Below are 21,564 nucleotides of genomic sequence, written 5' to 3'. Positions count from 1 at the left end.
AGGGCGGCACCCAGCCGAAGGCTAGGTCCGGTGCCCCGGTGGCCGGTCATGGGGTAGTTGTCGTACTCTGATGCCATGGGTGAGAAGCAGTTTCCGCAAGAGCCGGCGAGCACCGGTAACGGGGTGCTGGCCGCGGCCTTTGATGTGACCGGGCTGGCGGTCTCCAGCATGAGTGCTGCAGCCGGGGCAATTGCCCGGTTAGTCCAACACCATGGCTCCACCGCCCCTGACCTTTCCATCGACAGTCAGCTTGCCTCCTTCTGGTTTGGGGCATCGTTCAAACCTGTTGGCTGGGAGCTGCCTCCGGTGTGGGACAGCATTGCCGGGGACTACCGCTGCGCCGACGGCTGGATCCGGCTGCACACCAACGCTCCTCATCACCGTGCTGCTGCCTTGTCGGTACTTGGGCTGGGAGCCGGCGCAGACCGCGCAACTGTTGGCACCGAAGTCGAACATTGGATGGGGGAAGACCTAGAAGCTGCGGTGGTTGCGGCTGCTGGCTGTGCCGCGTTCATGCGCTCGCAGGAGCAGTGGCTGGCGCATCCGCAGGGCCAGTCTGTGGCTGCCGAACCGCTGGTGATCTGGGGTGCCCCGCGGCTGACGGACGACGGCGGCACGCGCCAACACGCCCGGCCCGCCAGTGCCGCACGCCCACTGGAAGGGGTGCGGGTGTTGGATTTAACCCGTGTCATCGCCGGTCCCGTGGCCACCCGATTCATGGCGATGTACGGGGCAGAGGTGCTACGAATCGATCCGCCAGAGTGGGCGGAGCCTGGGCTGGAAGCCGAGCTGACGGTGGGCAAACGCTGTGCCCGGCTGGACCTGAAATCTGCCGACGGGCTGGCCAAGTTGCACGAACTACTCGCCGGGGCCGACATCCTTATCCACGGCTACCGCCCTGACGCGCTGGACCGGCTGGGCCTGTCCGAAGGCTGGCTGGCGGAGCGCCATCCGAGCCTGGTCAACGTGGCGCTGGACGCTTATGGGTGGAGCGGGCCGTGGAAGCGCCGGCGCGGCTTTGACTCACTCGTGCAGATGAGCTGCGGGATTGCGCACGCCGGGATGCTTCACTTCGGCTCGGACCGTCCACATCCGCTGCCCGTGCAGGCCCTGGATCACGCTACGGGGTACCTTTGTGCCGCAGCCGCTATCGACGCCTGGCGCGAGCGTCTGGATGGAATTCTCCGCAGCGCCAAGTTCTCGCTGGCCCGGACTGCCGTGGAGCTCATGCGCACCGGGCCCTCGGACCCGCTGGCGCCGCCACCCCTACTTGACCCGGCGGTGCTGCTGCCCGAAGAGACCGCGTGGGGCCCAGGCCTGCGGCTGCCGCCGGCGTGCCGAATTTCCGGTCTTGTTGCCTCTGCCGATGTTCCGGCCCGGGGATTGGGCAGTTCCGAGGCTCGTTGGCTCAAGCCCCGGAATGCCCGAGTGGTGCGCGCCGAGGGAGGCTAGAGAAGCAGCTCCATGAGGGCCGTGGACACTGCCAGTGATGCCCCGTAGCTGACAATGTCGGCACCGCCGCGGGGCCAACCGCACTCCACGGTGATGGTGTTGTGCCCAGCGGAGCGAAGAGCTTGGGCCAGGGCCCAGACCGGATGGTCGGCGTCCAGCCCGCGTCCCACGAGGGCCACCTTCTGGCCCGGGTTCAGGCTTTCTTGAGGCACGGTGCCTCCCGTGGCGGCCGGACCCCACGGGACGGTGCCTACGGCAAAGTTGGCCTGTGTTTCCAACTGGACCACGGCGGCCGGGGACGGATCAGCCAGCCAGGTATCGGCCGTGGCAGAGAGATCAAAGGTGCTACGGATTTCTGCCGCCGCTGGAATGGCCGCGGAAGAATTCACGGCAGCACCGCTGTGGGCGGGGAAGTCCCCAGCCAGTTTTGCGGTGCGCGCCGCGGCGTCCTGCAGCCGGGCCAGCGGGAGTGTGCCCTCAGCAACTGCCGCCACCACGCCCTCGAGCACGTCCTGGTACTGGCGGGCCGTGGTCTCGGAGCCAATGCACAGCAGATCGGCACCGGCTGCCAGGGCACGGACTGCAGCCGCCGGTATGCCAATGACTCCGGAGGCACCCACCATGTCTAAAGCGTCTGTGATCACGGCACCTTTGAACCCGAGCTGGCCGCGCAGAATATCCTGCAGCACAATCGGCGAAAAAGTTGCAGGGTTGGCAGGGTCCAGTGCCTCAACCACAATGTGGCTGGTCATGATGCTTCCAACCCCAGCCATGGCCGCCGCCTTGAACGGAAGTAGTTCCCGTTCAAGAAGCGTCTGCAGCGGGGCTTTAACCCGGGGCAGGGCCAGGTGTGAATCATCGTGGGTGTCCCCATGCCCGGGGAAATGCTTGGCACAGGCAGCCACGCCGGCAAGCTGCAGGCCCTCCACCCAAGCCACCGTGTGCCGGGCCGCGTGGACGGGGTCCGCACCGAAGCTGCGGACCCCAATTACGGGGTTTTCGTCCGCGGAGTTCACATCGGCATCCGGGGCAAGATTCAAATTGATGCCAAACGCTGCGAGCTCCATGCCAATGGCCGAGGCCGCCGCAGCCGTCACATGGACGTCGTCTATCCGCCCCAGGACCGCATTGCCAGGCTGGTTGGAACCGGCCAGGTAGTGCAGGCGAGTGACATCGCCGCCTTCCTCATCGACTGACAGGAGGGCGTGCGGGGACCGCCGGCGCAACTGCGTGCACAGTGCCGCAAGCTGATCCCACGAGACCAGGTTGGTGCCGAACAAGCACACGGCGGCCAATCCGTCGTCGAACGCGTCAAGAAGCCAGTCCGGTGCAGTGGTGCCGACAAATCCTGGCATGAGCGTTCCGGCGGCCAGACGCCGCACATCCACCGGGCTCATCCCTTCACCGCCCCGCTGACGAGCCCGGAACTCATCTTGCCCTGGACGATCAAAAAGAAGATGATGACCGGAACGGCAACGAGCATGGAAGCGGCCATGACCATCCCCCAGTCGGTCTCCCGGGTGGCCGAGGCTTGGACGAAGCCGCGCAACCACAGCGGCAGTGTGCGGGACTGGTCCTCGGTCATGACGACCAGGGCGACGGTGAACTCATTCCAGGCCTGCAAGAACGCATAAACCCCGGACGCCACCAGGCCCGGTGCAAGCAGCGGGAAGGTGATCTTCAGGAACGCCTTGGTGCGGGAGAGCCCGTCCACCATGGCGGCCTCCTCCAGCTCTGCGGGGACGCCGGCGACGAAGCCGCGCAACATCCAGATCGTAAAGGGCACAACTGCGGCCGTGTACAAGATGGTCAGGCCCACAATGTTGTTGAGCATGCCAACTGAGCTCATCATCTTGTACTGGGCGATGAACATGCCTTCGGCCGGGAGCATCTGGATCAACAGCAGTGCCAGGATGAAGGACTTGCGGCCCTTGAACTTGAAGCGGCTGACGGCCAGGGCACCGAGGAAGGCGATGATCAGCACGGCCGCGACCGTGCTCAGCGTGACCGTCAGTGAGATGGTGAGTGCGCCGAGGAACTTGCCGTCGGCCAGGGCTGCCGTAAAGTTCTCCAGCGATCCGCCGAAGGGCAAGAACGTGGGTGTGGTGGACTGCAAAACAACGTTGGGCAGCATGGAGGAGTTGAACATCCAGTAGACCGGGAAGGCCCACAGGATTGCTATTGCCACGGCCAGGGCGGTGAACAGAGCAGTAATGATTGACTTGCGCCGCATGTTAGTTTTCTTCCTTCATGAGGGAACGGACGTAATACCAGCTGATGCCGATTGTCAGGATCAGCATGAGGATGGACACGGCGCTTGCCATACCGAAGTCCCCGGAGCCCACGCCGAGCTGGTAAATGAAGGTGCCCAGCATGTTGGTTTCGTTGGCAACACCGCCGGCGTCTTGCAGGAGCTTGATCTGGGTGAACACGCGCAGGTCCCAGATCAGCTGCAGCAGCAGCACGATCGACAGGACCGGGGCTATCAACGGCAAGATGATGTAGCGGGTGCGCTGCCAGCCGGTGGCTCCGTCCATACCGGCGGCTTCGAGGACCTCGCCGGAGATTTGGGTCAGGCCGGCGTAGAGGCTCAGCGCCACGAACGGTACGGACATCCACACGACAATGACGACGGCGATCAGGAAAAACGTGACCGGATCGGCCAGCCAGTTGTGGCCTTCGGCATCAATGCCGAACTGGACTAGGAGCCAGTTCAAGACGCCGCGGCGCCAGTCGATGAGCCAGACCCACACGGTCATGGCGGCCACAACGGGCATAGCCCAGGCCAGCAGCATGGAAACTTGCAGCATCAGGCGCGCTGCCGTGCCGACGCGCTGCATCAACAGGGCCAAGAGGCCGCCGATTGCCACGGTCAGGAACGCCGAAAGCAGACAGAACAGCAGTGAACGGCCAAGGACCACCCAGAGTTCGGAGGTGCCCAGAAGTGCAATGTAGTTCTCGAAGCCGACGAATTCAGGAGATCCGCCGAACTGCTGCATCAGGCCGAATTTTTGGAAGCTGGTGATAATCTGCCAGCCCACGGGGTAGCCCAGGGCTACCAACAAGATGATGATGGCCGGAAGAATCAGGTAGTAAGGAGCCTTGCTGGCTTTGCGGCGCCGGATGGCGGGGCCTGGCTCGGATGACTGTCCGCCGCGACCGGGTGCGAGGGGGGGCGCTTTGGCGTCCGTTGACATAGGGGGCCTTTCGTGACGGCGGAAACTGCCGTGGTTCTTGCTACAGGTGGCAAAGCGGTGGTGACCGGGGCTCTTACGAACCCCGGTCACCACTATTGGTGCTGTGTAGCTGCGCTCTGGGCTGTTACTTCAGGTTCAGCTGCGGGGTGATCTTTTCGTCGTACTGCTTGGCCAGTGCGGCAAGGTCAGTGGCGTCGCGAAGTTTTCCGAAGAACTCCTCAAGGACCAGCGAGGTCTCAACGGATGCCCAGCCGGGAGCGGCGGGGGTCAGCTTGGAGTTGGAGGCGGAGGCAATGGCTGCCTTGGCGAACTGGTCATCGCCCAAGGAATTCACGTAGTCCGAGTTGGCCGGGCCCAAGCCCGCACCGCCGAGCATGTTCTGGTATTCCTCGGAGAAGATGATGCGCATCAGGTCCTTGGCCAGATCCTGATTCTTGGACTTGGCGGAGATGCCGATGTTGGAACCGCCGGCCAGGACCGGAGCAGGCTTGCCGTCGTTGCCGGGAAGCACCAGAGTGCCGAACGTGTCCTCATTCCAGGTGCGCACGTCCTTGCCCGTTGCATCATCCTTCTTCAAGTCGCCGATGGACCAGTGGGCCCAGCCCGGAGCCATGATGGTGGCAGCAGCCAGGCTCGTCTTGCCTGTGGGCTTGCCGTCATCGCCGAGGATTTCATCGGCGTCGTTGATGTACAGCCACGGGGTGGCATCCTTGGCATCAGAGGGCGCCTTGGAAGCATTTTTGTACAGGTCCTGCAACTGTTCCAAGCCCTTGAGCGTCTTGGCATCGGCAAGGGTGGAAACCCACTTGCCGTTTTCCTTCTTGGCCAGATCCCCACCGTTCGCGAAGATCCAGGAAACGCCGTTGCGCCAGTCCTGGCCACCCAGGAAGAAGCCGGAGAAGTTCTTGATCTCGCGCGGATTCTTATCAGCAATGCTCTTCACACCTGCATTGAACTCATCCAGCGTGGTGGGCGTGGCAACGCCGGCTTCTGTCCAGATGTCTTTACGGGTGAACATGTAGCGTGAACCGAAGTAGTAGGGCAGCGCGAACTTCTTGCCGTCCACCGAACCTGCCTCGACGAAGGACGGCAGGAGCTTGTCACCGCCGAGTTCGTCGTACATGTCGGAGAGGTCGGCAAAGGCTCCGACGTTGGTGAAGGTGGGGGACTGGGTGTTGCCCATTTCCACCACATCCGGGGTGTTGTTGGCATCGGGCAGTGCCGTGGTCATCTTGGTGACAAGGTCCCCCCAGCCCTGTTCTTCAATCTTCAACGTGGCGCCGGTCTTGGCCTTGAAGGTGTCTTTCAAGTAGCCGCGCAGCTCATCAGAGGTGTCCCCTCCTGCGAGCCACAGGGTGATAGAGCGGTCGGCGTTATCTGACGGGTTACTCCCGGACTCGGCGGAAGTGCCGGAACCACAGGCTGACAGGGTCAATGCTGCAGCGGTAATAGCTGCGATCCCCAGATACTTCTTCATGCAATTTCCTCTTTCGACAAGGGGCCTCGGGTGGGCCGCAAGGGAACGATGTGGTGCTTATTCAAAGGTGTGTGGTGCCTGGCGGAATGCGCCTAGTCCACTCCCAACTGACTGGACAGAACCATGACGGCCGTACCGCGGAGCACCGTTTTTTCGGGTTCATCCGCGAGTCGAACAGTTGTTGGGGGTGGGTAGAGGGGGAGCACCCGTTGGGCGAGTGTTTCGCGGACGCTCTCAATCAGCGTCCCGTCCAGGAGGGCGGCCGGACCGCAAAGGACAACCTCCGCGACGTCGATGGCCGCCACGATCGGGGCTAGGGAAATGGCTAGGCGTTCGCCGGCGGTACGCAGGACAGCATGAGCGGCGGCCTCGGGGTCCGGGCTTTGCGCCGCGGCGGCGAGGGCCGTCTCGAGGGCGGGCACGGCCAACCAGGTTTCCAGGCAGCCGGTGCGGCCACACTGGCACGTGGCGCCGCCGTCGGTACCTACTGTGACATGGCCGATTTCTCCTGCGGCGTGGTGGACACCGCTGGCACGGACCCCGCCCACCATAATGCTGGAACCGACGCCGCGGCCCACCCGGACCAGGATCATGTCATCACTGCCGGTGCCGAAAGTGTATTCACCGTGCAGGGCGGCGTCGGCATCGTTATGGACAAGGGTGGGCAGGCCGGTAGCAGCCTGGATGGTGGCACCCAGCGGCACATTGACCCAACCCAGGTTGGGTGCGGTGATGACCACGCCGTCAGCGTCCACGATTCCGGGGCTGCCCACGCCGATTCCCAGCAACGGCTCGGTGGCCAGCGCCACGGCGTCCCGGGCCAGACCTGTAACGAGTGCCGTCAGCTCGGCACCGCTTTCGGAGGTGATGGCACAATCCGTGCGGGCCAAGATGGTGCCGTCCAGGTCCATGACGGCGGCGCGCAGGACATTGTTTTCCGTCAGGTCCAGGCCAACGATCTGCAGGCCGTGCCGGTTGATGTCGACGAGGATGGAGGGCTTGCCGGGGCGTATTGCCTCGGAAGGGCCCAGCTCTACGGCGTGAGTGCGGGCGATCAGCTCGGTGACAAGGTCAGAGATGGTGACACGGGTCAGGCCAATAGCGCGGGAGAGGTCGGCGCGGCTCATGGCACCGGCGGCGTGCAGGGTGCGCAGCACTAGTGAGAGGTTGTAGGCGCGGACGTCGGAGGGAAGGCTGCCTGCGCGGTCTGGGCCCGTCCTGATGCGGGGCCGTGGAGTGATCATGAATGTTAGTAAACTGTACTAACAAACTTTTTGTAAAGCTTTTACGCAAACTGGCCCCAGCGGCCCCAAGTGTGATAATGCTCTCAATGGCGTGAAATTCACGCACCCGCGGACGCTGCCAGTAACGGGAGGTCCGTGCATAGCTGCTGAGCTGCCTCGTCCTCGGCGCGTGGCCATCCTCTCCGCACCAATAAAGCGCACACTGGCACTTCGCAGCGCGCGTAAACAAGCCGTAAACAAGCGGCAATCCGTCTCGATTCCGGGGCCGGGCGGGCACTGACCGCAGAAACTGCCCGGCACCATACCCGTGCAAGTCACGAGGGAAAGCCGGACGAGACCGGCTGGAAAGACAGGGGAACCAGCTGGAAAGACAGGGGAACCGGACTGTGTCCGAAGCCGGTCTGCGGTGCTTTTGGTGTCAAGTGCGAGGCGTAGGGGAGCGAGAATTGAGAAAATACGTCACGCCAGCACCGAAAACGGAGAAATTTCCCGCCATGAACTTAAGCATCCGCACTGCAATTCCTTCCGATTATGACGCCATCGCTTGTATTACAGCCGACGCCTACCTTGGTGCCCGGTATTTTGAGAACGTGGACCATCCATACATGCGCAAGATCTTGCAGGTGGCCGAGCGGGCAGCTGTGGCGCAGATGATTGTGGCAGAGCGGGATGGCGCCGTCATTGGGTCAGCCACCTTAGCGGTGTACGGCGATGAATGGGCGGATGTAGCGCTGCCCGATGAGCTGGAATTCCGGCTTCTGGTGGTGGACCCTGCTGTGCAGCGCAGTGGTGCCGGGCGGTCCATGGTGGAATACATTCTGGCCCATGCCAAAAGTCTGCCCGGGATCAATGCGCTTAGCCTGACCACGGGCGAGGACTGGGTCAGCGCCCACGCCCTGTATCAGCGGCTGGGATTTTCCCGTGCACCCGAGCGTGACTGGCCCATCCCGGAAAACGGCAAGATGTTGCGTGTGTACCGGATGGAGCTTTAATGAGGAGGTGCCACCAAAAAGCCTCCGCTATAGGATGGCCTCATGAGACCCGGGGAGCACTCCGCGCCAGTACCGGCCGCACCTGTTGCCGCGCCAGTACTGGCCGCGCTAGAGGGCAGCCAGCATAAAGTGGGCAGCCATGACCAGCTGCTGCAGCGGAGCTCATTTAACTCGCTGGTGGACAACCTCGTCTTTGCCTTCAGCGGGATTGCGGCGTTGTGGCTGGCCTGGCTGATATTGAGTGAATCGTTGCACGTGGGCTGGTACCTTGTGCCGTTCTTCGTCCTGTTCTGGCTCATCTTGGCCTACCTGGTGTTGCCACGGGTGCATAAGATTTTGACCTCCATCTATGTCCCTGATTACTTCATTGGCCGCGCCCGCACCAGTGACGGGCTGCTGGGAGACCCCATTAACCTTGCCGCGGAGGGCAGTGAAGCCCAACTGATCGCGGCCATGAGTGGTGCAGGCTGGATCCGCGCCGATGCGGTGACCTTGCGCTCAAGCTGGCGCATCATCACCTCCACGGTATTCAAACGCAGCTACCACAAGGCGCCCGTGAGCCCCTTGCTGCTCTTTGGCCGGCAACAGGACCTGGCCTATCAGCAGGAAGTGGCTGGCAATCCCGCCAAACGCCACCACGTGCGGTTTTGGAAATGCCCCGATGGTTGGTTGCTGCCAGGCGGGCATAAGGTTGAGTGGCTCGCCGCGGGCACCTTTGATAGGGCTGTGGGCTTCTCACTTTTCACGCTCCAGATCACCCACAAGATCGATTCCGACACCGACGTTGAGCGGGATCACATCGTGGCAACTCTGACGGAGAGCCACCCAGAGGTATCGGTGCGCATTATTGAGGATTTCTCCACCGGCTACCACTCACGCAACGGTGGCGGGGACAGCATTGAAACTGACGGAAACCTGCCCGTGGTGGACGTTGGCAAGGTGAAGGGCGCCGCCCTGGCCGCGGACCAGAGTGCGGAGGCGCGTGTGGCTGCGCGGGAACGGCGCCGGCCGCTCTCGATTGTGCTTGGAGTGGTCCTCATGAGCATCCGGGTAGTGGTTGGTGTTCTCACCTTGAGCCTGGCGGTGGGGGACAGGGTCAGCATTATTGGCGAGGTAGCGGCCTCACTTCCCGGTGGTAACGCCTCCCTAGCTGCCCTGTTCGTGAACATTGCCATGGCCGTCACGGCCGCCTCCATACTCCTGTATGCGGCGCTCTCGGCCCTGGTTTTTCGCGGCAGCAATAGGGCTCGGGTCACGGTCATGGGCTTGAGCGTGTTGTTGTTGGCGGGTGCGGCCCTGGGTTTCTTCAGTGGCACCTCCGTCACCTTGCGCGGGGATCTGTTCGGCCTGCCCGTGGATATCCTGGTGCTGCTGGCACTGTCCGCGCAGAACTCAAGTACGTTCTCGCGCCGGGAAGCGAGCCCTGCTCCGAGCGTTGAATGACCATGCGCCAGTAGTAAATGCGCGGGCAGGAAACGCGTCAGTAGGAAATGCCAGGCGGGATTTGCCGCCCGCCATGGGAGATAAGCTAGGGGTACACACTTATTTACTTTTGTAGGGGAGATCCATGGCTGCGATCAACCGTGACGACGTGGCGCATCTGGCGCAACTGGCTCACATCGAGATGAGCGACGAAGAACTGGAGAGCATGGCCACTGAACTGGCAGTGATTGTGGATGCAGTGAAGAGCGTCAGCGAGGCTGCCGGGGCAGATGTTCCCGCCACCTCACACCCGATCCCGCTGACCAATGTCATGCGCGAGGACGTAGTGGGCCATGTGCTTACCGTGGAAGAGGCCCTGTCCGGGGCGCCCGATGCCGCCGATGGCCGCTTCAAGGTTCCCGCAATTCTGGAGGAGAGCTAATCCATGAGTGCATCTGCATTGATCCGTTCCAGCGCCGCCGTGATGGCCGCCAAACTCGCCTCAGGCGAGATCACCTCCGTTGAGCTGGTTCAGGCTCACCTTGACCGTATTGCCGAGGTCGACGGCGGTGAGCGCGGCATCCACGCGTTCCTGCACGTTAACGCCGAGGAAGCGCTGGCCGTGGCTGCCGACGTCGACGCCCGCCGCGCCGCCAGCGAAGAGCTCCATGAGCTTGCCGGTGTGCCCATCGCCATCAAGGACCTGATTGTCACCAAGGGCCAGCCCACCACGGCTGCTTCCAAGATCCTTGAGGGCTGGATGAGCCCCTATGACGCCACCGTCATCAAGAAGATCCGCGCCGCCCGCATGCCCATGCTGGGCAAGACGAACCTTGACGAATTCGCCATGGGTTCCTCCACCGAGCACTCCGCGTACGGCATCACCCGCAACCCGTGGGATCTGGACCGGATTCCCGGCGGCTCCGGCGGTGGCTCGGCTGCAGCCGTGGCAGCCTTCGAAGCACCCCTGGCCTTGGGCACTGACACTGGCGGTTCCATCCGCCAGCCCGGCGCCGTCACCGGTACCGTGGGCGTCAAGCCAACGTACGGCGCGGTTTCGCGCTACGGTGCCATCGCCATGGCGTCCTCGCTGGACCAGATTGGCCCGGTATCCCGCACCGTCTTGGACGCAGCCTTGCTTCAGGAAGTCATTGGCGGGCACGATCCCCTTGATTCCACGTCCCTGACGGATCCCTCCACGGGCCTGGCCGACGCCGCCCGCTTGGGCAACGTTGCCGGCATGAAGATCGGTGTGGTGAAGGAACTGCACGGCGAAGGTTTCCAGGCCGGCGTTGAAAACCGCTTCAACGAATCCCTGGACTTGTTGCGCGAAGCAGGGGCTGAGATCGTTGAGGTTTCCTGCCCCAACTTCAAGTACGCCCTCGGTGCCTACTACCTGATCATGCCCAGTGAGGCATCTTCTAACCTTGCCAAGTTCGACGGCGTCCGGTTCGGCAACCGCACGTTGCCCACCGATGCTCCGCTCACCATTGAGCGTGTCATGGCTGCCACCCGCGCCGCCGGTTTCGGCGATGAGGTTAAGCGCCGCATCATCTTGGGCACCTACGCCCTGAGCGCTGGCTACTATGACGCCTACTATGGTTCCGCGCAGCGTGTGCGCACTTTGGTGCAGCGCGATTTCGAGGCCGCCTTCGCCCAGGTGGATGTGCTCATCTCACCCACCACGCCCACCACGGCGTTCAAGCTGGGTGAAAAGATTGATGACCCGCTGTCCATGTACCTGCTGGACATTGCCACGATTCCGGCCAACCTGGCCGGCATCCCCGGCTTGACCCTGCCTGGTGGCCTGGCCGATGAAGACGGCCTGCCCGTGGGTATCCAGCTGCTGGCCCCGGCCCGCGAGGACGCCCGCGTTTACCGTGTTGGTGCCGTGCTGGAATCCCTGTTGGAGACCAAGTGGGGCGGCCCCATTCTGGACCAAGCCCCGGCACTGGCATCCACCGCCGACGAGGCCACCGCCAAGATCGCAGCCGAGGAGGCAAACTAATGAGCAACGAAACCATTCTGAGCTTCGAAGAAGCCCTGGAAAAGTACGATCCAGTCCTTGGTTTTGAGGTGCACGTTGAGCTGAACACCAAGACCAAGATGTTCTCCTCGGCACCGAACGTCTTTGGTGATGAGCCAAACTCCAACGTCAATGAGGTGTGCCTGGGTCTGCCCGGCGTGCTGCCCGTGGTCAACAAGAAGGCAGTCGAGTCCTCGATCCTGATCGGCCTGGCGCTGAACTGCAAGATTGCCCCGCACAGCACGTTTGCGCGTAAGCAGTACTTCTACCCGGACACCCCCAAGAACTTCCAGACCTCCCAGTACGATGACCCCATCTGCTACGACGGCTGGATCGATATTGAACTTGAGGACGGCACCGTCTTCCACGTGGAAATTGAGCGCGCCCACATGGAAGAAGATGCTGGCAAGCTCACCCACATGGGAGGTGCCACGGGACGCATCCAGGGTGCTGATTACTCCCTCGTGGACTACAACCGTTCGGGCGTGCCCCTGGTTGAAATCGTGACCAAGACTATCGAAGGTGCCGGTTCACGTGCGCCGGAACTGGCCAAGGCTTACGTTGCCGCCATCCGCGAGATTGTGAAGAACCTGGGTGTCTCAGACGCGAAGATGGAGCGCGGCAATGTCCGTTGCGACGCCAACGTCTCCCTGCGCCCCTACGGGCAGGAAAAGTTCGGCACCCGCACCGAGACGAAGAACGTGAACTCGCTGCGCGCCGTCGAAAACGCCGTGAAGTTCGAGATCCAGCGCCACGCCGCCGTCTTGGATTCCGGTGTGCTGATCACGCAGGAAACCCGCCACTGGCATGAGGACACCAAGTCCACCACCTCGGGCCGGCCCAAGTCAGATGCTGATGACTACCGTTACTTCCCCGAGCCGGATCTGGTCCCCATTGTCACCAGCGCCGCCTGGGTTGAGGAGCTCCGCGCCACTCTGCCCGAGCCGCCGGCCGAGCGCCGCAAGCGCCTGCAGGCGGACTGGGGCTACACCGACATGGAATTCCGCGACGTGGTCAACGCCGGACTCATGGACGAGATTGAAGAAACCGTCACCGCTGGCGCAACAGCAGCTGCGGCCCGTAAGTGGTGGATGGGTGAAATCGCACGCCGCGCCAAGCTGGCAGACGTGGATCCCGCCGCGTTGGGCGTCAGCCCCGCCGTCGTGGTGGAGATTGAGAAGCTCATCGCCTCGGGTGCCATCAATGACAAGCTGGCCCGCAAGGTGCTGGACGGTGTCCTTGAGGGCGAAGGCACACCCACAGAGGTCGTGGCCAAGCGCGGCCTGGCCGTTGTCTCCGACGACGGCGCCCTGCAGAGTGCGATTGACGAGGCCCTGGCAGCCCAGCCCGATGTTGCCGAGAAGATCCGTGGCGGCAAGGTGCAGGCCGTTGGTGCGATTGTTGGTGGCGTCATGAAGGTGACCCGTGGACAGGCCGATGCGGCTCGCGTGCGCGAGCTGATCCTCAAGACCCTGGGCGTGGAGGGCTAGTCCCCACACCCTCCCGACGTGTGGCTCGCAAGCGAGCCGCACTTCGGGGCCCTCGGGTGTGTGGGCCCACCCACACCCTCTTTCCCGTTCTTCCTCTTCGAGCCCTGACTTCCCCTTTGGAAGGTCACGGCTCGCAGTTTTTTCTGAGGTACTGTCACAATGCCGCTGGTGCAGGGGAGTGTCTGAGCCCGGGTGTAGCCTGTGAACGGGCCCTGAATGGGGCCAGTATCTGTCTCGAGGGGGACCAAGCAATGAGTGGACCACAACCCTGGCCGGGCCCGAACGGAAAGCCGTCAGGGAGCAACGTTCCACCCCCACCAAATGTGCCACCTGCCGGGTCACCCAGCGGACCATTTGCCGGGCCACCCGCTGGCCCGCCCAGCGGAGAGTCCAAGGGCAAGGGCAAGATCGCGGCCTGGATCGCGGCTGGAACCGTCCTTCTGGGCGCCATCATTGTGGGCGCGGTCTTTGCGGTAAATACCCTCTTGGGTGTCCCGGCCCAGCCGCCGCTTGCTGGCACGGCCGGCCAGAACCAGGGCGCCTCGCCCAACTCCTCGTCACAGATGCAAGACGCCATCGGGGAACAAGACTCTGCGCCACAACAGGGCCAACCCGAGTCGCAGACCGCACCCCAGCGCCTGAACACAGTAGATAACTCCGGCTACTCCAATGCTGACAAGGCGTATTGCAAGTGGCAGGGGAAAGTGGTGTTTGTGGGGGCCTCGGACTCCTTCCGTGCTGCGATCTGCGAGATCAACGGCGAGACCACTTACCTGGGTCTGGATAAGAAATCAGGCTCCACGATAGTGCTACCGGCGAGCCGAACCTCCAACTCAGCCCAAGCCCGAAACGGCAACTACAGCTATGCCTTGAACGCCTCAACGTTCACCATCTCGGCAAATAATGATGTTATTGCGGAAGAAAAAATGCTTTCGTGGTGGACTCCCAGTGCCCCAGAGTTGAAGTTGCCAGGGGACTTGGGCCTGAGCCAGCCCATCTCCTACCCGGCGTGCGATGGTACCGGGGTCATTGTGCTGGCCACAGCATTCGAACCAGCCACCAATGCGGCCACCATTGAACAGGCGTTACGGGCCAACCCAGGATCCATGTACCTGCGCACTGACCTGTCCTGCGATAACTTCCGGGGCCCGTCCAAGGCTAATAGCAATGGCAATTCCATTTACGCTGTCATCAAGGCCGTGCCGGGGAGCAAATCCGATGTCTGTGCCGCCATGAAGGCGTATGACGCCACTGGTGAATGGCTGGAAAACAATGTTGATCCGGCAACTAATGTCACGTGCTCGTGAGGGTACCCGTGGCATCATGAAACCATGACTTACGCTTGGGACATCCGTGCACGTGTGCAATCTGAGGGAGGGGCCCATGTCCAGGAGGACAGTTGTGGCCACTACGGCCCCAACGCGTGGATCATTGACGGCGCCACAGCGCTCCTAGAACCTCTGAACCTGCCATCCGCCTCGGACCCGCAATGGCTGGCCCAGCTTTTGAGCATGAAATTTGCCCAGGCCTCCGCACGAACCGGGGAACACCAGCGTGGGTCCGCGCAACCCGATGACAGCGGTGTTCGTGGCGTGCTTGCGCGTGCGCTGGAGGAGATTGATCATGAGGCAACGGCACTCGTGGGAAATGAAAAGGTGCGTTTTCCCAGCGCTGCCGTTTCCGTAGCCCAGCTGAACAGCAGCGGAGTTGAGATCGCCAGTCTGGCCGACTGTACTGTTGTTGCCAGAATGCCAGACGGAGAAACCCTCCTGATCCGGGCCGAACTTGCCGATTCCCGCATCCCACCGGAGGCAACGGCCCAGGCCCGGCTGCGCCTGCTGCAACAGGATCGCGAACTGCGTAACACCCCGGGCCGGTTGTGGGTGGCGCGGCGGGAGCCGGAAGCGGCTGATCACGCCCACGTGGTCCAGATTGGGCGTCCCGAGCTTTTGGTGATGGCCAGCGATGGGGCGTGGCGCGCAGTCGATCTTGGCCTGGTCAGCGGACCGGGCGAGTTCCTGGACCGGAGCCGCAACACCCTTGATGCCTTGGGGCTCCTGCATGAATTACGCATGCACCAGCAGCGGATCGGTGAGGTGGCCGATGACGCAACCATCCTCACCCTGGCCCCGCAGGCTTGAGCCGCGCAGAACCCAACCTCTCGAACTTCAGCCGCGCAGCCATGACCCGGCGCATCACCTGGGAGCAGCTGCCGCAAACGGTGCGCGACGGCGTCGAGAGTATCTTGACTGAGCCGGTGGTGGCTGCCGTGTCTGCCCCAGGCGGGTTTTCCCCGGGGTCGGCGGACCGGGTGTTGCTGGCCTCGGGGCGGCGGGCGTTTGTGAAGGCTGCCAGTGCGCTTGAGAATGCCACAACTCCGGTGCTGCACCGCCGCGAAGCCGCCGGCGCTTTGGCCCTGCCACAAGACATTCCGGCGCCTGAATTTCTGGGAATGTACGACTTCTGGGAATGTACGACTTCTGGGAATGTACGACGACGGCATCTGGGTTGCGCTGGTACTGGCCGATGTAGCGGGTCACCATCCGCAGGAGCCCTGGCAGGAGAGCGAACTTCTCGCGGTACTTGACGCACTGGAGAAGATTGGCCGTGTCCCGCTCAGGACGGAACTGCCGTTGCCGCACTCTCAAGAAGCGCTCAAGGGCGCCTTCATGGCTTGGGAGAAGTTGCGGACTGGTCCTGGGCTGCCAGCGGGGCGTCCTGGGTGGACGCGCTCAGCGTGCTGATCAACGTCAAGACGTTCAACCCCGAGGCGGCGCTGGATCATTGGTTCACCACACACCCCGTATTCGCCGCAGTGGGGGAGGATTCCGTAGCGGAGGATTCGATCAACGCCGTGATGGCAGGGTGGGCTGGATACTTCCTGGACATGTCCCGGCGCCCCGACCCGCCGGGCATCCCCACGTTGCGGGAGAGCCAAAGAAGGCAGGGGCAGATTGTGTGCGCGTGGCTGCGCTAGTGGCTGGATTAGTGCTGGGCGGCGACGGTCCTGAATCCGAGGTTTCCGCTGGCAGATTCGGGGGAGTTGGAGCTGCGGGCCGCTAGCCGGTAGCGGTTGCAATAAGAATCGTGGCACAAGTAGGAGCCGCCGCGCATCACCCGGCCGCGCCCAATGGTGGGGCCCGCCGGATCTTCCACAGTTCCTGCGGCCAGGCAGCTCTTGTAGTACTTGGGTAAGAACCAGTCCGCGCACCATTCCCAGACGTTGCCGCTGGTCTGGAGCAGGCCGTACCCGTTGGCTTCGAAACTGGCCACGGGAGCGGTGGTGAGGAATCCGTCGTCGCACGTGTTTTCCGTGGGAAAAGTGCCCTGCCAAATGTTGCAGCGGTGCAGGGTCTCGCCGTCGGCTCCTGTTCCGTGGAGCTCATTTCCCCAGGGGTACCGTGATTGGACTAATCCGCCGCGGGCAGCATATTCCCACTGTGCCTCGGTAGGCAGGACCCGGCCCGCCCACGCGCAATATGCCAAGGCATCCGTGTGCGAGACCTGGGTGACGGGGTGTTCCGGGATGTCCTGCCAGTGTGAGAGCGGCCCGGCTGGGTGCGCCCAGCTGGCACCGCGCACGTTCAGCCACCAGGGAGTGCCAGCTGCGGTGCCGAGAATATCGGCCTGATCCGCCTGGACGGCAAGGTGAAAAACGGCAGAAGTACCGTAGATTTCAGACTCCGTGCGGTAGCCGGTGGCTGCAATGAAGGCGGCGAATGCGGCGTTGCTGACGGCGGTGACATCAATTTCGAAGTCTGAGACGGAAACTTGGTGGACGGGCGTTTCACCGTCGGCGGGGTAGCCCTCGTCAAAGGGATCGCCCATGGCGAACGTGCCTGCCGGGATGTTCGCCTGCTGCGCATGAAAGGAATCTGTGGATGAGCTGTTCCCGGTTTTGGCGGGGACGCTCAGAGAAAACACCTGGTTCGTGGCGGAGGAATGCTCCGCATGGCCCGGCGCACGGCCTTCGGGACTGCAACAACTAGACATGGACTCTCTTCACACAGGGATCAAAGTACTCCTACCAGTCTAAGGAGTGAGACACGCCCTGGTGACACGCCCTGGTGACACGCCCGGGTGGGATGGTGGAATTTTCATGGCTGGATGTGCCAGCATGGCGCCATGGATGTTGATGCACTGAATGTTGATGCACTGAATGTTGACGCAATGAATGTTGATGCACTGAATGTTGACGCAATGAATGTTGATGCAATGAATGTTGATGTGGTGAATAGTGACGTGGTGAAAGCTGACGTAGTGATCATTGGCGGCGGAATTGCCGGGTTGTCCCTAGCCTGGGCCCTGGCCCCTACACGAACAGTGGTGTTGGTGGAAGCGGAGCCGGCCTTGGCGTTCCACACCTCCGCCCGCTCGGCCCGGCAGATGCAGCCACATTATGGCCCGGCCGTCATTCAAGAGTTGACCCGGCGCAGCATCGCCATGGTGGAGGATATTTCAGCCACGCTGGCGGCGCCCATCCTGATACCTCGCCCGCTCATCATGCTGGGCAACCACGCTGAGGTAGCGGAGCTGTTGGCGGGCCAGCCCGGCCTGAAATTGTTGGGCCACACCCAGGCCATGGCGCTGAGCCCGGATCTGCGCCCCGATACATTTTTTGCAGCAGCCCTGGATGACTCCGCCAAGGAGGTGGATGTGCCGGCCCTGCTGGAGTACTACCGCCGGCAGGGTCTGGCGGCAGGTGCCACCGTGCTCTTGAGTGCCCCCGTGACCACGGTACAGCATGATGACACGGGGTTCACGCTGACAGCGGGGGAGCATGAAATCAAGGCCTCAGTTGTGGTCAATGCTGCGGGTGCCTGGGCGCAGGAGGTGGCCACGCTCTGTGGCGTGCCATCTCAGAGCCTGATCCCGTACCGGCGCAGCGTGGCCATAGTTTCCACGGCAGGGCCTGTGAATCCGGCGGGGCCCATGGTGGAGCCCTTCGATGAAAGCTACTACTTCAGGCCCCACGGCGGGAACCTCCTGATCTCACCATGTGAGTCAGTGCCTGCTCCGGCGGGTGACGCGCAGGTGGTGGATGCCGATATTAGGGCACTGATCGAGCGCATTGACGCCGTGACCACCCTGGGGATCACCGGCGTCGTCCGGGCGTGGACGGGGCTGCGTACAGAAGCCCCGGATGGCATTCCCGTGGTGGGCTTCGATGCGGCTGTGCCCAACTTCTTCTGGCTCGCCGGGCAGGGCGGGTATGGGATTCAAACCTCGGCCGCGCTGGCCACGCTCGCGGCCGCGATGATCACCGGGACACTGCCGGCGGCAGATCAGGAACTGGCTGGCGAACTGAGCCCGCAACGGGCCGGCGTGCTGTAGCTGGCAGATTTAACTGCCAGCCCTAACTGGCGGTCTTAACTGGCGGCGCCGGAAACCATGACGCCAACACCCAGGACGCCCAAAATGGCGCTGCTGATCCGCTCGATCATGGAATTGACCTTGGGCTTGCGCAACCACTTCATGGCCCGGTTCGCCACAAAAGCAATGACAGTCAAATAGAGGAAGCCGATCACGGCCAGGGTCAGGCCCAACACCATGGCCATGGCCAGTGTGTTCACGCCCCGGGGGATGAATTGGGGCACCACGGCTAGATAAAACAGGCCAACTTTGGGGTTCAGAAGAGTGGAGATCATGCCGGCACCAAACCCAGCACGCTTGCTGTAGACCAGCGGTTGCGCACCATCATGGGCTGCCGCCAGGCCTGCCTTGGCAGCCTTGCGCGCCTTCAGGAACGAGGAAACTCCCAAGTACAGCAGGTAGATGCCGCCAGCAATCTTAATCCACCGGAACACCTCCGCTGACTGTTCCAAAATGGCGGCCAGTCCAAAGCCCACCAGGGCCGCCCAGAGCAGCGCGCCCACGCCGGAGCCTGCTGCTGCTGCAATGCCTGCCCCACCCGGTTCAGTGAAATACGCAGCACCATGAAGGTGTCCGGTCCGGGAATGAGGGCGAGCATCAGGCACAGTCCGGCAAAGCCCAGGAGTGAAACAAAAGTCATAAGTTCAATTCTCGCCGGGGGCAAGCCGGTGCGGCAAATGCAGGTGCCCTGCACGGCCATCTTGATGTCTGTCATGCCAGACGTGGCTCTGTGGCGTGGCGCCCGGGCCGCCCCATGGCGCCGTACGCTAAGAACATGAGCGAACTGATCTCCAATATTGGCGAACTAATGACCCAGGATGGCGAGCTGGGTACGCTGTACAACGGCGCCATTGTGCTTGAGGGGGAGCGCATCTCATGGATCGGTCCCAGCGAGCAGGCGCCCGCGGCGGATACCCATACGGATGCCCAGGGCCGGGCGGTGCTTCCCGGCTGGGTGGACTCGCACACGCATCTGATCTTCGCCGGAGACCGCACGGCCGAGTTTGAGGCGCGTATGGCCGGGGAGAAATACAGTGCCGGAGGCATAGCGGTGACCATGGAAGCCACCCGCAACGCAGGCGACTACGATCTCACCCGCATGGGCCTGGGTCGCGTTGGCGAGGCAGTCTCCCAGGGCACCACCTATCTGGAGACCAAGACAGGCTACGGTTTGGATGTGGATAACGAAGCCCGCTGCGCCCGGATCGCCTCCACCGTGGTGGACGAGGTCACGTACCTGGGTGCCCACCTGGTCCCGGCCGGCATGGACGCCGATGAGTACACCGCGCTAGTTTGCACGGACATGCTCGACGCCGTCCGCCCTTACGTCTCCTGGGCCGATGTGTTCTGTGAGCGCGGCGCCTTCACGGAAGAGCAGTCACGTGCCGTGCTTAACGCCTGCCGTGCCGCCGGCCTCGGGCTGCGCGTGCACGGCAATCAGCTGGGCCACGGAGCCGGGGTTGGGCTAGCCGTGGAGTTCAAGGCCGCCAGCGTGGACCACGTCAATTTTCTGACCGATTCCGATGTGGCCCTGCTTGCGCAGTCGTGGTCAGGCTGGCAGGCCGGTGCCAATGCGGGGCGCGGGGCGGGTGAGCGTGGCACGGTCGCCACCGTGCTGCCAGCCTGTGATCTTTCCACCCGGGCGCCGCTGGCACCCGCCCGCCAGCTGCTCGATGCCGGGGTGCCAGTGGCCATCGCTTCCAATGCCAACCCCGGTACCTCCTACACCTCCTCCCTGGCATTCTGCGTTGCAACGGCCGTGCTGCAGATGGGTCTGAGCGTACATGAGGCTGTGCGCGCTGCTACGTATGGGGGAGCACTGGCATTGGGTCGGGAAACCGGGCTTGACCAGGATGGGAAGCGGGCTGTTGGCACCCTTGCCGTGGGACACAGGGCTGATCTGCACATGCTCCGGGCGCCGTCCGCAACGCATCTTGCCTACCGCCCCGGCATGCCACTGACATCCGGTGTGTGGCGAGCCGGCGTGCGGGAAATCTAGGGTGCTGGAAATATAAGGTGCGGGAAGCCTAATGGTAGGGGTGGATCTGGCCAGTTCTAGATACCCCGGCCAAGGTAGAGTGGCAAGCAAATGAAGAGCTCGAGAAGTCAATTGCGTGATCGTGGATTCCTGGGTATCGAAGATCTTGGCGTATTCAGCCATCTGTCAACGGCGGACCTGGCTCAACTGCTGGACTCTGAGGATTCGCTGGAGCGATCCGCTGCCATTCGCCTGCTCGCACAAAAAGCACAACCGGATGCTTCGACGAACCGGCTCTTTGCGGATCGGCTCAAGCGCGAAACCAAGCTTTACACCAAGATTGAGCTCTGTGAAGCACTCCAAACTGGTGGTGAAGAAGCCGCTCAGATGCTGATTCCACTGCTAGGTACAATCGGCAGAAATCAACACAAGCAGCCATCCACTGATGCGTTCAGAAAATCTAGCTATCCGCTCCCAAGGGACATTGTGGCGCGAATTCTTGCTCGAATGGACCCCGCAATTTTGCCCACCATGACATCGGTCATTCAGAGCGGGACCCGGGCACAGGTAGTGGAGGTCATTGATGCTGTTGGCTTCATGTGCTTCTATTCCTCAGCGACCGAAGCTCATCGCTTGGTTGCGCTGCGAGCGCTGCTCAAAAGGCTCCAGGGCAGTCCGAATGATGAGCTAATGCAGTGGAAAATTGTGCGTGCACTGGAGAGTTTCAACCATCCCGACTCCTTATCGATCCTGCGCGGGATTATTGAGGACAGCGCGGTGCCTGCACTCCACCAGGAAGCGCAGCGCTCACTAGCGTTGGCCCTCAAACAACCCGCTATGTGAAAGCCGCAGATTTTTCCCCATTGATACACGGCAAGACTCGTTCGTGATGCCTGTTACCCGTTGCCCGCTT

Annotated in this window: 20 protein-coding genes; 13 read left to right on the top strand and 7 right to left on the bottom strand. The window is 62.6% G+C overall.

All coding sequences use genetic code 11. The features are described from left to right. Positions 1 to 75 precede the first annotated feature (75 nt). A complete protein-coding gene (locus tag CVS29_RS01080; protein WP_110104480.1) occupies positions 76 to 1,452 on the top strand; it encodes a CoA transferase in 1,377 nt (458 codons plus the stop codon). Here the strand turns inward: CVS29_RS01080 and CVS29_RS01075 are convergent. The 5 genes from CVS29_RS01075 to CVS29_RS01055 all read right to left on the bottom strand — a co-directional run bounded on the left by CVS29_RS01075 (position 1,449) and on the right by CVS29_RS01055 (position 7,370). Beyond that, positions 1,449 to 2,849 (bottom strand): glycoside hydrolase family 3 protein, encoded by a 1,401-nt coding sequence (locus CVS29_RS01075; RefSeq protein ID WP_110104479.1) that lies wholly within the window; start codon positions 2,847 to 2,849, stop codon positions 1,449 to 1,451. The two genes, CVS29_RS01080 and CVS29_RS01075, sit on opposite strands and share 4 nt — an antisense overlap. Then, positions 2,846 to 3,685 carry a carbohydrate ABC transporter permease gene (locus tag CVS29_RS01070; protein WP_110104478.1) on the bottom strand — a complete coding sequence of 280 codons (840 nt, stop codon included), beginning with the start codon at positions 3,683 to 3,685 and terminating at the stop codon, positions 2,846 to 2,848. The genes CVS29_RS01075 and CVS29_RS01070 overlap by 4 nt, the downstream gene beginning before the upstream one ends. A 1-nt stretch (position 3,686) precedes the next feature. Further along, positions 3,687 to 4,649, bottom strand: coding sequence for a carbohydrate ABC transporter permease (locus tag CVS29_RS01065; protein WP_110104477.1), 963 nt, complete (start codon positions 4,647 to 4,649; stop codon positions 3,687 to 3,689). Positions 4,650 to 4,773: 124 nt separating this feature from the next. Beyond that, entirely contained in the window at positions 4,774 to 6,126 is a 1,353-nt protein-coding gene (locus tag CVS29_RS01060) for an extracellular solute-binding protein (RefSeq protein ID WP_110104476.1), read from the bottom strand. A 92-nt stretch (positions 6,127 to 6,218) separates the two neighbouring features. Next, positions 6,219 to 7,370, bottom strand: a complete 1,152-nt coding sequence (locus tag CVS29_RS01055) for an ROK family protein (protein ID WP_110104475.1) — start codon at positions 7,368 to 7,370, stop codon at positions 6,219 to 6,221. A 494-nt stretch (positions 7,371 to 7,864) separates the two neighbouring features. On the opposite strand from CVS29_RS01055, the gene CVS29_RS01050 reads away from it, so the two are divergent. The 9 genes from CVS29_RS01050 to CVS29_RS18600 all read left to right on the top strand — a co-directional run bounded on the left by CVS29_RS01050 (position 7,865) and on the right by CVS29_RS18600 (position 16,277). Then, complete coding sequence (locus tag CVS29_RS01050) at positions 7,865 to 8,362, top strand: GNAT family N-acetyltransferase (protein WP_110104474.1); 498 nt, start codon at positions 7,865 to 7,867, stop codon at positions 8,360 to 8,362. Positions 8,363 to 8,404: 42 nt separating this feature from the next. Further along, positions 8,405 to 9,805: an LssY C-terminal domain-containing protein gene (locus tag CVS29_RS01045; protein ID WP_110104473.1), complete on the top strand. Its 1,401-nt coding sequence runs from the start codon at positions 8,405 to 8,407 to the stop codon at positions 9,803 to 9,805. Between the two features lie 124 nt (positions 9,806 to 9,929). Next, positions 9,930 to 10,226: an Asp-tRNA(Asn)/Glu-tRNA(Gln) amidotransferase subunit GatC gene (gene gatC / locus CVS29_RS01040; RefSeq protein WP_110104472.1), complete on the top strand. Its 297-nt coding sequence runs from the start codon at positions 9,930 to 9,932 to the stop codon at positions 10,224 to 10,226. Positions 10,227 to 10,229: 3 nt separating this feature from the next. Continuing rightward, positions 10,230 to 11,792: an Asp-tRNA(Asn)/Glu-tRNA(Gln) amidotransferase subunit GatA gene (gatA, locus tag CVS29_RS01035; RefSeq protein WP_110104471.1), complete on the top strand. Its 1,563-nt coding sequence runs from the start codon at positions 10,230 to 10,232 to the stop codon at positions 11,790 to 11,792. Then, positions 11,792 to 13,300 carry an Asp-tRNA(Asn)/Glu-tRNA(Gln) amidotransferase subunit GatB gene (gene gatB, locus CVS29_RS01030; RefSeq protein WP_110104470.1) on the top strand — a complete coding sequence of 503 codons (1,509 nt, stop codon included), beginning with the start codon at positions 11,792 to 11,794 and terminating at the stop codon, positions 13,298 to 13,300. Before gatA ends, gatB begins: the two co-directional genes overlap by 1 nt. A gap of 251 nt (positions 13,301 to 13,551) precedes the next feature. Next, positions 13,552 to 14,607, top strand: coding sequence for a hypothetical protein (locus CVS29_RS01020; RefSeq protein ID WP_179442380.1), 1,056 nt, complete (start codon positions 13,552 to 13,554; stop codon positions 14,605 to 14,607). A 24-nt stretch (positions 14,608 to 14,631) separates the two neighbouring features. Beyond that, the gene (locus tag CVS29_RS01015) at positions 14,632 to 15,441 is read left to right on the top strand and encodes a hypothetical protein (RefSeq protein WP_110104468.1); all 810 of its coding nucleotides are present in this window, start codon (positions 14,632 to 14,634) and stop codon (positions 15,439 to 15,441) included. Continuing rightward, a complete protein-coding gene (locus CVS29_RS18605; protein ID WP_211315070.1) occupies positions 15,438 to 15,887 on the top strand; it encodes a hypothetical protein in 450 nt (149 codons plus the stop codon). The genes CVS29_RS01015 and CVS29_RS18605 overlap by 4 nt, the downstream gene beginning before the upstream one ends. 87 nt (positions 15,888 to 15,974) lie before the next feature. Further along, positions 15,975 to 16,277, top strand: a complete 303-nt coding sequence (locus CVS29_RS18600) for a hypothetical protein (RefSeq protein WP_211315069.1) — start codon at positions 15,975 to 15,977, stop codon at positions 16,275 to 16,277. Between the two features lie 8 nt (positions 16,278 to 16,285). Here the strand turns inward: CVS29_RS18600 and CVS29_RS01005 are convergent, their stop codons facing one another. Next, complete coding sequence (locus tag CVS29_RS01005; RefSeq protein WP_110104467.1) at positions 16,286 to 17,293, bottom strand: formylglycine-generating enzyme family protein; 1,008 nt, start codon at positions 17,291 to 17,293, stop codon at positions 16,286 to 16,288. Between the two features lie 132 nt (positions 17,294 to 17,425). On the opposite strand from CVS29_RS01005, the gene CVS29_RS00995 reads away from it, so the two are divergent. After that, positions 17,426 to 18,634: an NAD(P)/FAD-dependent oxidoreductase gene (locus tag CVS29_RS00995; protein ID WP_245931997.1), complete on the top strand. Its 1,209-nt coding sequence runs from the start codon at positions 17,426 to 17,428 to the stop codon at positions 18,632 to 18,634. Positions 18,635 to 18,669: 35 nt separating this feature from the next. Here CVS29_RS00995 and CVS29_RS00990 read toward each other — a convergent pair whose 3' ends face one another. Beyond that, positions 18,670 to 19,278, bottom strand: a complete 609-nt coding sequence (locus tag CVS29_RS00990; protein WP_245931996.1) for a LysE family translocator — start codon at positions 19,276 to 19,278, stop codon at positions 18,670 to 18,672. Positions 19,279 to 19,448: 170 nt separating this feature from the next. On the opposite strand from CVS29_RS00990, the gene CVS29_RS00985 reads away from it, so the two are divergent. Beyond that, on the top strand, positions 19,449 to 20,672 hold the full coding sequence (locus CVS29_RS00985; RefSeq protein WP_110104465.1) for an amidohydrolase family protein: 1,224 nt from the start codon (positions 19,449 to 19,451) through the stop codon (positions 20,670 to 20,672). 90 nt (positions 20,673 to 20,762) lie between these two features. After that, entirely contained in the window at positions 20,763 to 21,494 is a 732-nt protein-coding gene (locus CVS29_RS00980; protein ID WP_146212953.1) for a hypothetical protein, read from the top strand. Positions 21,495 to 21,564 lie beyond the last annotated feature (70 nt).

The organism is Arthrobacter psychrochitiniphilus (assembly GCF_003185915.1).
Lineage (GTDB): Bacteria > Actinomycetota > Actinomycetes > Actinomycetales > Micrococcaceae > Specibacter > Specibacter psychrochitiniphilus.
This window is presented reverse-complemented; position numbering and strand designations above follow the sequence as displayed.